This is a genomic window from Marmoricola sp. RAF53 (assembly GCF_052114005.1).
Classification (GTDB): domain Bacteria; phylum Actinomycetota; class Actinomycetes; order Propionibacteriales; family Nocardioidaceae; genus Marmoricola.
The window spans coordinates 1-13,105 of sequence record NZ_JBFRDX010000014.1 but is presented as its reverse complement, the minus strand read 5'-3'; the positions used below and the strand labels follow the sequence as shown (position 1 = coordinate 13,105).

At 72.6% G+C, this 13,105-nt stretch carries 15 protein-coding genes; 1 reads left to right on the top strand and 14 read right to left on the bottom strand.

What is annotated here, in order from left to right:
- Window position 1 precedes the first annotated feature (1 nt).
- From carA to pyrR, 5 genes are read right to left on the bottom strand one after another with little or no spacing between them, the layout of a single operon-like run.
- Window positions 2–1,156 carry a glutamine-hydrolyzing carbamoyl-phosphate synthase small subunit gene (gene carA / locus AB4Y76_RS13420; RefSeq protein WP_441926040.1) on the bottom strand — a complete coding sequence of 385 codons (1,155 nt, stop codon included), beginning with the start codon at window positions 1,154–1,156 and terminating at the stop codon, window positions 2–4.
- Complete coding sequence (locus AB4Y76_RS13415; RefSeq protein ID WP_441926038.1) at window positions 1,153–1,623, bottom strand: PH-like domain-containing protein; 471 nt, start codon at window positions 1,621–1,623, stop codon at window positions 1,153–1,155. The genes carA and AB4Y76_RS13415 overlap by 4 nt, the downstream gene beginning before the upstream one ends.
- A complete protein-coding gene (locus tag AB4Y76_RS13410; protein WP_441926036.1) occupies window positions 1,623–2,927 on the bottom strand; it encodes a dihydroorotase in 1,305 nt (434 codons plus the stop codon). The genes AB4Y76_RS13415 and AB4Y76_RS13410 overlap by 1 nt, the downstream gene beginning before the upstream one ends.
- Window positions 2,924–3,910: an aspartate carbamoyltransferase catalytic subunit gene (locus AB4Y76_RS13405; RefSeq protein WP_441926034.1), complete on the bottom strand. Its 987-nt coding sequence runs from the start codon at window positions 3,908–3,910 to the stop codon at window positions 2,924–2,926. Before AB4Y76_RS13405 ends, AB4Y76_RS13410 begins: the two co-directional genes overlap by 4 nt.
- Window positions 3,907–4,461: a bifunctional pyr operon transcriptional regulator/uracil phosphoribosyltransferase PyrR gene (pyrR, locus tag AB4Y76_RS13400; protein WP_441926032.1), complete on the bottom strand. Its 555-nt coding sequence runs from the start codon at window positions 4,459–4,461 to the stop codon at window positions 3,907–3,909. The genes AB4Y76_RS13405 and pyrR overlap by 4 nt, the downstream gene beginning before the upstream one ends.
- A 139-nt stretch (window positions 4,462–4,600) precedes the next feature.
- On the opposite strand from pyrR, the gene AB4Y76_RS13395 reads away from it, so the two are divergent.
- Window positions 4,601–5,944, top strand: coding sequence for a WS/DGAT/MGAT family O-acyltransferase (locus tag AB4Y76_RS13395; protein ID WP_441926030.1), 1,344 nt, complete (start codon window positions 4,601–4,603; stop codon window positions 5,942–5,944).
- Between the two features lie 6 nt (window positions 5,945–5,950).
- Here AB4Y76_RS13395 and AB4Y76_RS13390 read toward each other — a convergent pair whose 3' ends face one another.
- The 9 genes from AB4Y76_RS13390 to AB4Y76_RS13350 form a co-directional block, all read right to left on the bottom strand.
- Complete coding sequence (locus AB4Y76_RS13390; protein WP_441926028.1) at window positions 5,951–7,315, bottom strand: dihydrolipoyl dehydrogenase family protein; 1,365 nt, start codon at window positions 7,313–7,315, stop codon at window positions 5,951–5,953.
- 38 nt (window positions 7,316–7,353) lie between these two features.
- A complete protein-coding gene (nusB, locus tag AB4Y76_RS13385) occupies window positions 7,354–7,764 on the bottom strand; it encodes a transcription antitermination factor NusB (RefSeq protein ID WP_441926026.1) in 411 nt (136 codons plus the stop codon).
- Window positions 7,765–7,772: 8 nt separating this feature from the next.
- Window positions 7,773–8,336 carry an elongation factor P gene (gene efp, locus AB4Y76_RS13380; protein WP_441926024.1) on the bottom strand — a complete coding sequence of 188 codons (564 nt, stop codon included), beginning with the start codon at window positions 8,334–8,336 and terminating at the stop codon, window positions 7,773–7,775.
- 77 nt (window positions 8,337–8,413) lie between these two features.
- Window positions 8,414–9,037, bottom strand: a complete 624-nt coding sequence (locus tag AB4Y76_RS13375) for a hypothetical protein (protein ID WP_441926022.1) — start codon at window positions 9,035–9,037, stop codon at window positions 8,414–8,416.
- Complete coding sequence (locus tag AB4Y76_RS13370; protein ID WP_441926020.1) at window positions 9,024–9,461, bottom strand: type II 3-dehydroquinate dehydratase; 438 nt, start codon at window positions 9,459–9,461, stop codon at window positions 9,024–9,026. Before AB4Y76_RS13370 ends, AB4Y76_RS13375 begins: the two co-directional genes overlap by 14 nt.
- Window positions 9,458–10,579, bottom strand: a complete 1,122-nt coding sequence (gene aroB / locus AB4Y76_RS13365) for a 3-dehydroquinate synthase (RefSeq protein ID WP_441926018.1) — start codon at window positions 10,577–10,579, stop codon at window positions 9,458–9,460. The genes AB4Y76_RS13370 and aroB overlap by 4 nt, the downstream gene beginning before the upstream one ends.
- Window positions 10,572–11,102: a shikimate kinase gene (locus AB4Y76_RS13360; protein WP_441926016.1), complete on the bottom strand. Its 531-nt coding sequence runs from the start codon at window positions 11,100–11,102 to the stop codon at window positions 10,572–10,574. Before AB4Y76_RS13360 ends, aroB begins: the two co-directional genes overlap by 8 nt.
- Window positions 11,099–12,277: a chorismate synthase gene (aroC, locus tag AB4Y76_RS13355; protein WP_441926014.1), complete on the bottom strand. Its 1,179-nt coding sequence runs from the start codon at window positions 12,275–12,277 to the stop codon at window positions 11,099–11,101. Before aroC ends, AB4Y76_RS13360 begins: the two co-directional genes overlap by 4 nt.
- 57 nt (window positions 12,278–12,334) lie before the next feature.
- The coding region (locus AB4Y76_RS13350; RefSeq protein ID WP_441926012.1) for a prepilin peptidase at window positions 12,335–13,105 on the bottom strand (771 nt) is incomplete at its 5' end.

Below are 13,105 nucleotides of genomic sequence, written 5' to 3'. Positions count from 1 at the left end.
GTCAGGCCTTCTTCCGGTTGCTTTCGGTCGAGCTCAGCATGAGATCGAGGAAACGGTCGAACAGGTAGGCGGCGTCGTGCGGGCCGGCCGCGGCCTCGGGGTGGTACTGCACCGAGAAGGCCTTCAGGGCACCGCTCGCGTCGCGGAGCTCGAGCCCCTCGACGACGCCGTCGTTGAGGCAGACGTGACTCACGCCTGCCTCGCCGTACGGCGTCGCGGTGCTGCCCTCCAGCGGGGCGTCGACCGCGAAGCCGTGGTTGTGCGCGGTGACCTCGACCTTGCCCGTGGTGCGGTCCATCACCGGCTGGTTGATGCCGCGGTGGCCGTACTTCAGCTTGTAGGTGCCGAACCCGAGGGCGCGGCCGAACAGCTGGTTGCCGAAGCAGATCCCGAAGTACGGCAGGTCCCGGCCGAGCGCCTCCTGGAGCAGCTCGACCTGGCCGGTCGTCGCGGCCGGGTCGCCGGGTCCGTTGGAGAAGAAGAGCCCGTCCGGCCCCGCGTCGCCACCCACCGCGAGCACGTCGTCGATGGTCGACGTCGCCGGGAGCACGTGCACCTCGATGCCGCGCTCGCTCATCATCCGCGGCGTGTTCGTCTTGATGCCGAGGTCGACGGCCGCGACGGTGGCGACCTTCTCCCCCACCGCGGGGACCACGTAGGCCTCGGCGGTGGTGACCTCGTCGGAGAGCTCGGCGCCGGCCATCTCGGACGACGCGCGCACGCGCTCCAGCAGGGCGGCCGGGTCGGTCTCGGTGGAGGAGATGCCGACCCGCATCGCACCCCGCTCGCGCAGGTGCCGGGTGAGCGCGCGGGTGTCGATCCCGCTGATCCCGACCACGCCCTGCGCGCGGAGCTCGTCGTCCAGCGAGCGCACCGAGCGCCAGTTCGACGGCACCCGGGCGGGCTCGCGGACGACGTAGCCGCTGACCCAGATCCTCCGCGACTCCGGGTCCTCGTCGTTCATGCCGGTGTTGCCGATGTGCGGAGCCGTCATGACCACCACCTGCCGGTGGTACGACGGGTCGGTCAGCGTCTCCTGGTAGCCGGTCATCCCGGTCGAGAACACGGCCTCGCCGAACGTCTCCCCGGTCGCGCCGTAGGACTCCCCGCGGAAGGTGCGTCCGTCCTCGAGGACGAGGATTGCTTCGGTCGTCATGCGTTACCCCTTGAGATCTTCGAGATCGATCGGACCCAGGCGTCCACCTCGGGCCGCACGGTGCTCTTGGTACGGCCCATCTGGGCCTTGGCGGCGTCCCGCACGCTGCGTGCGGGGTCCATCCGGAAACCCGTCTCCCAGTCGAGACCCTCGTGGGTCCAGCGCACCACCAGCAGGTTGTCCACCGCCTTGCCGCCGAACGTCGCCGCCGAACGGGCCCCGCGCAGCGTTTCGGCGCGGATCCGGAACGAGCCGGCGATCCGCACGACGTCGAGCGCCTCGGCGGACAACGACAGCCGCGCCGCACTCTTCGCGGCCAGGCTGTGCCCGATCACCCGCTGGCCGTCGGTGTCGAACGTGCCCAGGTAGCGGCCCGAGGCCTGCATCTTCGCCGCCGGGAGCTCCGCGATCGGCGGGATCGGCACCAGGGCGGGGATCCCGCCCGACGCATGCCGGAAGAGTCTCATCAGGCCAGCTTCCCGTCGAGGACGGTCGGCTTCCCGCGCAGGAAGGTGGCGACCACGCGGCCGGGCAGCTCCATCCCGGCGTACGGGGTGTTGCGGGAGAGCGAGGACATCTCGCTCGGCTCGATCGTCCGGGTCGCGGCGGCGTCGTACAGGACCACGTTGGCGGGCTCGCCGACCGCGATCGGGCGGCCGTGGTCCGCGTCGACGCGGCCGATCCGGGCCGGTGCCGAGGAGAGCCGCTCGGCGACCTCGGCCCAGCCGATCAGGCCGGTGTCGACCATGGTGTGCTGCACGATCGACAGCGCCGTCTCCAGCCCGAGCATGCCGAAGGCCGCGGCCTGCCACTCGCAGTCCTTGTCCTCGTGCGGGTGCGGGGCGTGGTCGGTGGCGACGATGTCGATGGTGCCGTCGGCCAGGCCGTCGCGGAGCGCCTCGACGTCGGCCGCGGTGCGCAGCGGCGGGTTCACCTTGAAGATCGGGTCGTAGGACGCGGCCGTCTCGTCGGTGAGCAGCAGGTGGTGCGGGCACGCCTCCGCGGTGACGCTCCACCCCCCGTTCTTCGCTGCCCGTGACTTGGCCCAGCGGACGATCTCGACCGATCCGGCGGTGGAGACGTGGCAGACGTGGAGCCGTGACCCGACGTGCTCGGCCAGCAGCACGTCGCGGGCGATGATCGCCTCCTCGGCGACGGCCGGCCAGCCGCGCAGGCCGAGGCGGCCGGAGAGCTCGCCCTCGTTCATCTGGGCGTCCTCGGTGAGCCGCGGCTCCTGGGCGTGCTGGGCCACGACTCCGTCGAAGGCCTTCACGTACTCCAGAGCGCGGCGCATCAGCACCGCGTCCGAGACGCACTTGCCGTCGTCGGAGAAGACCCGGACCCGGGCCGCCGAGTCGGCCATCGCACCGAGCTCGGCGAGCCGCTCGCCCTCCAGCCCGACGGTGACCGCGCCCACCGGGTAGACGTCGCAGTGTCCGGCCTCGCGGCCGAGCCGCCAGACCTGCTCGACGACACCGGCGGTGTCGGCCACCGGGTCGGTGTTGGCCATCGCGTGCACGGCGGTGAAACCGCCGAGCGCGGCAGCGCTGGTGCCGCTCTCCACCGTCTCGGCGTCCTCGCGGCCGGGCTCGCGCAGGTGCGTGTGCAGGTCGACCAGGCCGGGCAGCGCGATCAGCCCGGAGCCGTCGACGACCTCGGCGCCGTCGGCGTCCAGGCCGGTCCCGATCTCCGCGATCACCCCGTCCGCGAGCAGCAGGTCGACGGCGTCCCCGCCGAGCGGCCGGACGTTCTGGATCAGGTAGCGGGTCACGCGGGACTCTCCTCGGACGAGTGGGTGGAGACGGCCGGCTCGGAGCCGCCGAGCAGCAGGTACAGGACGGCCATCCGGACCGCGACGCCGTTGGTCACCTGCTCGACGATCACGGACTTCTGCGAGTCCGCGACGTCGGCGGTGATCTCCATGCCGCGGATCATCGGGCCGGGGTGCATCACGATCGCGTGGTCCTGGAGCGTCGCCATCCGGCGGGCGTCCAGGCCGTAGCGCCGCGAGTACTCGCGCACGCTCGGGAAGTAGGAGGCGTTCATCCGCTCGCGCTGGACGCGCAGCATCATCACCGCGTCCGCCTTGGGCAGGACCGCGTCGACGTCGTACGACGTCTGGACGCCCCAGGTCTCGACCCCGAACGGCAGCAGGGTCGGCGGCGCCACCAGGGTGACCTCGGCGCCGAGGGTCTGCAGCAGCAGCGCGTTCGAGCGGGCCACCCGGCTGTGCAGCACGTCGCCGACGATCGCGATCCGGCGGCCGTCGATGCTCTTCGTCGGCCCGGTGCCGAGGTGCCGGGTCATCGTGAACGCGTCCAGCAGCGCCTGGGTCGGGTGCTCGTGGGTGCCGTCGCCGGCGTTGATCACGCTGGACCGCGACCAGCCCGCGTTGGCCAGGTTGTGCGGCGCACCGGAGGCCCAGTGCCGGACGACGACGGCGTCCGCGCCCATCGCCTCGAGGGTGAGCGCGGTGTCCTTGAGCGACTCGCCCTTGCTGAGCGAGGAGCCCTTGGCGGAGAAGTTGATGACGTCGGCCGAGAGGCGCTTGGCGGCAGCCTCGAAGGACATCCGGGTCCGGGTCGAGTCCTCGAAGAACAGGTTGACCACGGTGCGGCCGCGCAGCGCCGGCAGCTTCTTGATCGGCCGGTCCGCCAGCGAGCGGAGCTCCTCGGCGGTGGCCAGGATCAGCTCGGCCTCGTCGCGGGTCAGGTCGCCCGCGCTGAGCAGGTGTCCCTTCTGCAAGGCGCTCACAGGATCGTCACCGAGTCCTCCCCGTCGTACTCGCCGAGCCGGACGGCGACCTTCTCGCTGGTCGAGGTCGGCAGGTTCTTGCCGACGAAGTCGGCCCTGATCGGGAGCTCGCGGTGGCCGCGGTCGACCAGCACGGCGAGCCGGACCGCCCGGGGGCGGCCGATGTCGTTCATCGCGTCGAGCGCGGACCGGATCGTGCGGCCGGAGAAGAGCACGTCGTCGACCAGGACGACCGTCTTGTCGTCGATGCCGCCGTGCGGGATCTCGGTGCGCGCCAGGGCGCGGGCCGGGCGCAGCCGCAGGTCGTCGCGGTACATGGTGATGTCGAGGGAGCCGACCGGGACCTCGGTGCCCTCGACCTCCGAGATCTTCGCCGCGATCCGGTGCGCCAGGTGGACGCCGCGGCTCGGGATGCCGAGCAGGACCAGGTCCTTGGCGCCCTTCTGCCGCTCGAGGATCTCGTGCGCGATGCGGGTGAGTGCCCGGTTGATGTCACGGGCGTCGAGGACGGTGCGCCCGGGGACCGGGTCCGGACCGTCGCTCGCAGGCACGGTCTGCTGGGTAGGCGGCTGCGTAGGCACCAGCGCCTGACCTCCTTCTCCGCCTCACAGGACGGCTCGTTAAAGGATGTCGAACGCGTCCGACCTTATCAGCCCCTACGATGTCGTCCGACCAGTGGGGAGGTCCGCGATGGCGCGTCTGCTCAGCCCGGTGGACAGCATGTTCGTCCGGATGGAGACCTCGCGCGCGCCGCTGCACATCGGTTGCGGCGCCGTCTTCGAGCTCCCGCCGGGAGCCGGTCCGGAGTGGGTCCGCGACCTGCACCGCGCCTTCTCCGAGCTGTCCTGGGTGCCGTTCCCGTACAACAGCCGGATCGAGGCCGGGCCGGCCGGCTCGCTGCCGCGCTGGGTCGAGACCGAGCCGGACCCGACGTACCACGTCCGGCTCTCGGCGCTCCCGTCGCCGGGCACCGACGCCCAGCTCGGTCAGCTGATCGAACGGCTGCACAGCCACCCCCTCGACCTGTCCAAGCCGCTGTGGGAGGCGCACGTCGTCGAGGGCCTGGAGGGCAACCGGTTCGCCTTCTACTTCAAGGCCCACCACGGCGCCACCGACGGCCTCGGCGCGATCCGCACGATCAAGCAGTGGCTGAGCACCGACCCGGAGGGGGCGGTCGGCCCGGACGCGGCCGGGCCCGAGGAGTCCGCGGAGCTCGTCCGGGCCGAGCGCGCGGCGATCCGGCTGGCCCGCGGGATCGTGGAGAGCATGGGCGCCGCCGGCGAGATGGCCGGCAAGGTCGTCGAGATGGCCAGCGGCGCGAACAGCGCGGTGCTCGGCGCGCTGCGCACCCCGCGGACGCCGTTCAACCAGAAGGTGACCCGGCACCGCCGGCTGGCGATGGTCGACCTCGAGCTGGCCCGCCTGAAAGCCGTGGCGACGGCGAGCGGTACCAGCGTGAACGACGTCGTCCTGGCCGCCCTGGCCGGTTCGGTACGCCGCTACCTGGCCGAGACCGATGCGCTCCCGGCCCGCACCCTGACCGCGTCGGTCCCGGTCGGGATCGACCGCGACGAGGAGACGATCAACGCCGCGGCCGGGTTCATCTGCCCGCTGGGGACCGACGTCGAGGACCCGCTGGAACGGCTCGCGGGGATCAGCGCGGTCACCGCGCGCGGCAAGAAGGAGCTGGTGGCGCTCTCCCCCGGCGCCCTCCAGCAGTTCACCCTGGCCGGGCTGCTCCCGATCGCCTTCTCCCAGAAGATCGCCCCGGCGCCGCCGCTGTTCAACTTCGTGGTCTCGAACCTGGTGCTCTCCCGGGAACCGCTCTACCTGGCCGGTGCCCGGCTGGTCAGCCTGGTGCCGGTCTCGTTCCTCTCCGACGGCTACGGCCTGAACGTCACCCTCGTGGGGTACGTCGACAAGGTGACTCTCGGCCTGGTCGGCTGCCGCGACACGATCCCGCACCTGCAGCGCCTCGCCCGTTACACCGAGGACGCGCTCACCGAGCTCGAGACCGCCGCGCAGCTCCTCTGAGCGGCCTCAGAGCAGCGCGCGCAGCACCGGCTGCACCGCGCGGTGGATCGTCGGGTAGGCGAAGTGCATCTCGGCCAGGGTGCTGATCGGGACCTCGGCGTGGACCGCGGTCGCGACCATCGACAGCACCTCTCCCCCGGTCGCGCCGACGGTGGTGCCGCCGACCAGGACGCCGCGGTCGGCGTCGGCGACGAGCTTGACCAGTCCGTGGTCCTCCGCGATCCAGCCGCGCGAGCCCAGGTCGCCGGTCGCCACGCGCACGTTCAGCCCGCGGTCACGGGCCGCCTTCTCGGTGAGGCCGACCGAGCCGATCTCGGGCGCGGTGAAGGTCACGCGGCCGACCGCACGGTAGTCCGCCCACGGTCCGTCCTCACCGAGCAGGTCCCGGATCACCACGTCCGCCTGGTACATCGACACGTGCGTGAACGCGCCCTTCCCGGCGATGTCCCCGACGGCCCAGACACCCTCGGCGACCCGCATCCGCTCGTCCGGGTCCAGCACCCGGGCCTCCGGGTCCAGGCCGACGTGCTCCAGCCCGAGGTCGGCGAGGTTGTTGCGGCGCCCGGCCGCGACCAGGAGCCGGTCGGCCGTCAGGGTGCGGTCGCCCAGGACCACCGAGAACCGGTCGCCGTCGTGCTCGACCCGCTCGATCCGGGCTCCGCCGAGGACCTCGATGCCGTCGGCGGCGAACGCCTCCGCCAGCAGCCGCGACGCCTCCGGCTCCTCCGGCGCCACGATCCGGTCGGCCACCTCGACGACCGTCACGGCGACCCCGAAGGTCGCGAAGACCTGGGCCAGCTCGCAGCCGATCGCGCCGCCGCCGATGACGACCAGCGAGCCGGGCAGCTCGGTGAGCCGGACCGCCTCCCGGTTCGTCCAGTACGGCGTGCCCGCCAGCCCGTCCACCGGTGGAGCGACCGGCGTCGTCCCGGTGTTGAGCACGATGCCGCGCCGGGCGGCGTACGTGCTGGTGCTGCCGTCGGGGGCCGTGACGGTGACCTCGTGCGGTCCGCTGATCCGGCCGCGGCCGCGCACGAACCGCGCGCCTGCGTCGACCAGACGGTCGACCGCGACCTGGTCGTCCCAGTCGTCGGTCGCCTCGTCCCGGATCCGGGTGGCCACCGGGGTCCAGTCCGGTGTCGCCGTCGCGGTGCCGGCCCGGCCGTCGACGCGGCGTACCTGCCGGAGTGTCTCCGCGGCGGCGATCATCATCTTCGACGGGATGCACCCGAAGTACGGGCACTCGCCGCCGACCAGGCGTTCGTCGACGCCGACGACGTCCAGCCCGGCGCGGGCCAGGCTGCCGGCCACGTGCTCACCACCCGGGCCGAGGCCCACCACCACGACGTCGCACCCGATCGTCTCGCTCATGCGCCCAGCCAACCAGGGACATCGCGCTGGTGCCAGCCTCAGGCGGTCAGGCGCGCCTTGTCCCGCGAGATCTGGCCGAGGACGCCGTTGACGAACGACGGCGACTCGTCGGTGGACAGGTCGCGGACCAGGTTCAGCGCCTCGCTGATCGCGACCGCGTCCGGGACGTCCTCGACGTAGAGCACCTCGAAGATCGCCAGCCGGAGCACGTTGCGGTCGACCGCCGGCATCCGCTCCAGCGTCCAGTCGCGGCTGTACTCGGTGATCAGCTCGTCGAGCCGGCCGGCGTGCTCGGCGACCCCCTTGACGAGGGTGACCGTGTACTCGTTGGAGGGGACGTCACCCGCCATGACCTGCTCGTTCAGCAGGTCGGTGGCGACCTGCTGACGCGCCTCGGCGGCGAAGATGAGGTCGAGCGCCCGCTTGCGGGCCTTGGACCGTGCGCTCATCGCGGGCGTCAGCCCTTGACGCGGCCCAGGTACGAGGAGTCGCGGGTGTCGACCTTGACCTTCTCGCCCTGGTTGATGAAGAGCGGGACCTGGATCTCGTGGCCGGTCTCCAGGGTGGCCGGCTTGGTGCGCCCGGTGGCGCTGTCGCCGGCGAGACCCGGCTCGGTGAAGGTGATCACGAGCTCGACCGAGGCGGGGAGCTCGATGAACAGGACGCGGCCGTCGTTGGTGGCGACGATCGCCTCCTGGTTCTCCAGCATGAAGTTGACCGCGTTGCCGACGATCTCCGGCGAGACCTCGAGCTGGTCGTAGGTCGAGGTGTCCATGAAGACGAAGTTCGTGCCGTCGTTGTACAGGTACTGCATCGTCCGCTTGTCGACGTTGGCCGTCTCAACCTTGGTACCCGCGTTGAACGTCTTGTCGACGTTCTTGCCGGACTCCACGTTGCGCAGCTTGGTCCGCACGAAGGCCGGGCCCTTGCCGGGCTTGACGTGYTGGAACTCGGTGACCTGCCAGAGCTGGCCGTCGATGTTGAGAACCATGCCGTTCTTGAGGTCGTTCGTGGTTGCCATGCGTGCGGGAGCCCTGTCGTTCTCGGGAGTGTGAGTCTTCCGGCGCGCAGCAGTGGTGCTGGCGCCAACGCGTGAGTCTATCCCGCCGCGGCCGCGAGGGTGTGCACGTCCCCGACCAGCGAGGCCACCGCGAGGACGAACCAGACCACGAGCAGTCCGCGGAGCACCCAGGCGAGCGCTCCCCCGAGCCGCGGCTCCGCGGTTCCGCGGCCCCGGCGGATCCGCCGGGCCCACAGGTCGAGGAGCGCCACCTGGAGCATCGGCAGGGCCACGAAGATCCCGACCGCGAGCGCCAGCGGGCCGAGCAGCCGGAAGTCCACGCCGTCCGCGTGCACCACCTGGGTCGCGGCGACCGTGCCCGCGCCGACCGCGAGCGAGAGCGTGCGGAACCAGTCCGGACCGAAGCACAGCGGCTGGAGCAGCAGGTAGAGGACGCCGCTGACCAGGCCGAGCCCCACCCCGACGAGGAGCAGGTTGAGCGAGCCGCCGACGGTGAACCGGCCCATCTCGAAGCCGTCGTCGCTGGTGACGCCGTCGGCGTCGGCGTTGAGCCGGATCAGCAGGTGCATCCCCAGCCGCGAGAAGAGCCCGACGGTCAGCCCGCCGAGGAGCGCCGCGGCACCGAGGATCCTCAGCGCCGAGCCCGCCTCGGGACCGGCGCGCCGGTCCCGGACCGTCGTGGACGCGTCAGCCGAGGACACCGGCGAGGTGCTCCAGGGCGATCCGGTAGCCGTCGATGCCGTGCCCGGCGATCACGGTCGCGGCGTGCGGGGTGACGACCGAGGTGTGCCGGAAGACCTCCGGCCGCTGGGCCGGGTCGGAGATGTGCACCTCGACCAGCGGCGCGACCAGCTGGGCGCAGGCGTCGTACAGGGCGTAGGAGTAGTGCGTCCAGGCGGCGGCGTTGAGCACCACCGGGGTCTCCTCGTCGGCGGCCTGGTTGAGCCAGTCGAGCAGCTCGCCCTCGTGGTTGGTCTGCCGGACCTCGACGTCGAGCCCGAGGTCCTGGCCCCACCCGACGCAGAGCGCGGCGAGCTCGTCGTGGCTGGTGGAACCGTAGATCTCCGGCTGACGGCGGCCCAGACGGCCCAGGTTCGGACCGTTGAGCACCAGCGCCCGCCTCATCCGGCACCGCCGAGGTGCGCGTACGCCGCCCGCAGGTCGGCCTCGTCGGGGTCGGCGAGCACGCTCGGCCGGGCCAGGCCGTCGAGCACGACGAACCGGAGCTGGTTCCCGCGGGACTTCTTGTCGACCCGCATGGTGGCGAGGAGGTCCTCGAAGGGGGCGGCGTCGAACCGGGTCGGCAGCCCGACCGCGGCGAGCACGGTGCGGTGCCGGGCCGCGGTGGCGTCGTCGAGGCGGCCGGCGAGCCGGGCCAGCTCGGCGACGTAGACCATGCCGAGGGCGACGGCCTCGCCGTGCCGGACCCGGTAGGAGGTGGCCTTCTCGATCGCGTGCGCCAGGGTGTGGCCGTAGTTGAGCGTCTCGCGCCCGGGGTGGCCGTCGGCGCCGCCGGTCTCCTTGAGGTCGTCGACCACGACGGCGATCTTCACCGCGATCGCGCGCTCGACCAGCTCGCGCAGCTCGGCGGACCTGGGCTCCAGGGCGTCTGCCGGGCAGTTCTCGATGAGCTCGAGGATCGCCGGGTCCGCGATGAACCCGCACTTGACGACCTCGCCGAGCCCGGCGATCAGCTCCGGTTCGGCCAGGGTGGAGAGCACGTCGAGGTCGCAGACCACCCCGGCGGGCTCGTGGAAGGAGCCGACCAGGTTCTTGCCGGCACCGGTGTTCATGCCGGTCTTGCCGCCCACCGCCGCGTCGACCATCGCGAGCAGCGTGGTCGGGACGTGCACGACCGGCACGCCGCGCAGCCAGGTGGCGGCGATGAAACCGCCCATGTCGGTGGTCGCGCCGCCGCCGACGGTCACGACGGCGTCGGAGCGGGTGAACCCGGCGGCGCCGAGCTTCTCCCAGGCGTCCAGGGCGACCGCACCGGTCTTGGCGACCTCGCCGTCGGGCAGCACCAGCCGGAGCACCTCGTAGCCGTCCAGGGTGGCGATCACCCGCTCGGCCAGGGTGGCGAGCGGCTCGGCGTAGCAGACCGCGATGCGCTGCGGATCGTCGCCGAGGACGCGGGCGACCTCGTCCAGGACACCGTGGCCGACGACGACGTCGTACGGGGAGGCGCCGCCGACGTGCATCCGCGTCGCGGCGCCGGTCTGCCCGGTCGGGTTGTCAGGCATGGTCACCATCCTGCACCAGCGCCCGGACCTCGTCAGCCACCTCGGTCGCGGTGCGGCCGTCGGTCTCGACCGTGTGCCCGGCGACGGCGGCGTAGACCGGGGTGCGCTCGTCGAGGAGCTGCTTGATCCGGCCGCGGACGTTGCCGAGCAGCAGCGGCCGGGAGACGCCGAGGCCGACCCGGGACGCGGCGTCGGAGAGCCCGACCTTGAGGAAGACCACGCGGTGGCCGTCGAGCAGTGTCCGGGTCGCGGGGTCGAGGACGGCACCGCCGCCGAGCGCGAGCACGCCGTCATGGCTCGCGAGCGCGTCGGCGACCGCCTGGTGCTCCAGCGCCCGGAACGCCGTCTCACCGTCGTCGACGAAGATCTCCGCGACGCTCTTGCCGGCCCGTTCCTCGACCAGGTGGTCGGTGTCCAGGAAATTCAGGCCGAGCTTCTCGGCGACGATCCGGCCGACCGTGGTCTTCCCGGCCCCCATCGTGCCGACCAGCACGACGGCCGGCCGTGGACGGGCACCGCTCACCGGAACCTCAGGTTCGCCAGGTAGGTCTCGACGTTGCGGCGGGTCTCGGCGACCGAGTCGCCGCCGAACTTCTCCAGCACGGCGTCGGCCACGACCAGGGCGACCATCGCCTCGGCGACGATGCCGGCGGCCGGGACGGCACAGACGTCGGATCGCTGGTGGTGCGCGACCGCGGCCTCGCCGGTGGCGACGTCGATGGTCCGCAGCGCCCGCGGCACGGTCGCGATCGGCTTCATCGCGGCCCGGACCCGGAGCACCTCACCGGTCGTCATCCCGCCCTCGGTGCCGCCGGAGCGGCCCGACGTACGCCGGATGCCGTCGTCGCCGGCCTCGATCTCGTCGTGCGCCTTCGACCCCGGCGTCGCGGCGAGCTCGAAGCCGTCGCCGACCTCGACACCCTTGATCGCCTGGATGCCCATGAGCGCACCGGCCAGCCGGGCGTCGAGCCGGCGGTCCCAGTGCACGTGCGAACCGAGGCCCGGCGGGAGACCGTGCACGGCGACCTCGACGACGCCACCGAGGGTGTCGCCGTCCTTGTGGGCCTGGTCGATCGCGGCGACCATCGCCTCGGAGGTCTGCGGGTCCAGGCATCGGACCGGGTTGTCGTCCAGGGCGGCGACGTCGTCGGGAACCGGCACCAGGCCGGCCGGGGCGCGCACGCCGCCGAGCTCGATCACGTGCGACACGATCCGCGCACCGGTGGCCTGCTCCAGGAAGGCCGAGGCGACCCGGCCGAGCGCGACCCGGGCCGCGGTCTCGCGCGCGGAGGCGCGCTCGAGGATCGGGCGGGCCTCCTCGAAGTCGTACTTCTGCATGCCGGCCAGGTCGGCGTGACCGGGACGCGGCCGGGTCAGCGGCGCGTTCCGGGCCAGGGTGTCAAGCTCGTCCTGCGGCACCGGGTCGGCGGACATGACCCGCTCCCACTTCGGCCACTCGGTGTTGCCGACGACGATCGCGACCGGGCCGCCCTGGGTCTCCCCGTGGCGGATCCCGCCGCTGATGGTCACCTCGTCTTGCTCGAACTTCATCCGAGCACCGCGGCCGTAGCCGAGGCGGCGACGGGCGAGCGCGTCGGCGATGTCGGCCGACGTCACCTGCACGTGGGCGGGCAGGCCTTCGAGGATTGCGACGAGGGAGGGGCCGTGCGACTCCCCCGCGGTGAGCCATCGGAGCATGGGCGAAGTCTGTCACGCGCGACGCCGCGGCCGGCGCGGACCGTCCGTACCCGAGACTCAGTAGCCGAGGCTCCGCGCGATCCAGGGCCCGAGCACGATGCCGGTGACGGCCCCGGCGAGCAGCGCCGGGCCGAACGGCGTCCGGGTCTTCAGCCGGGCCCGGTCACGGTGGACCACGGCGAGCACGATGCCCGGGATCACGAACTCGAGGAAGCCGGCGTAGATCCCGACGATGACCTCCGGCCAGCCGAGGTAGCCGAGCACGAAGCCGAGCAGGGCGGAGAGCCGAACGTCGCCGAACCCCATCCCGGCTGACCGGATGAACCAGAGCACCCAGAAAAGGCTGCGGACGACCAGCATCGCGACCAGGCCGCGGAGCAGCGCCGACCAGTCGTCGGTGAGCCAGGAGACCAGGGCCCCGAGCAGGAGCGCGGCCGCGGTGGCCGGCAGCACCAGCCGGGTCGGCAGCAGCCGGGTGCGGGCGTCGATGAAGCCGAGGCCGATCCCGACCGGGATCAGCGGCAGCACCAGCAGCAGGGTCGGGTCCCACCCGGTCGCGAGGCCGATCAGCGCGCCGCAGAACGCCCCGATCAGGGCGGCCCGCAGCGGCAGGCCGGGCGTGGCGGCGAGGTCGCGGTAGAGCACCTTCGCGGGTTCTGCGGGCTCGGGTGAGGGCTCGGGCGCCGGATCGGGGTCCGGCTCGGGGTCCGGCTCGGGCAGCCACGCGATCATCGGCCGCACGAGCAGCCCGCCCGCTCCGCCGGCGACGAGCCCGACGGCAGCGGCCGCCCAGGCGGCCGCGTCCGGTGCGCTCACCGGGTGCCGTCC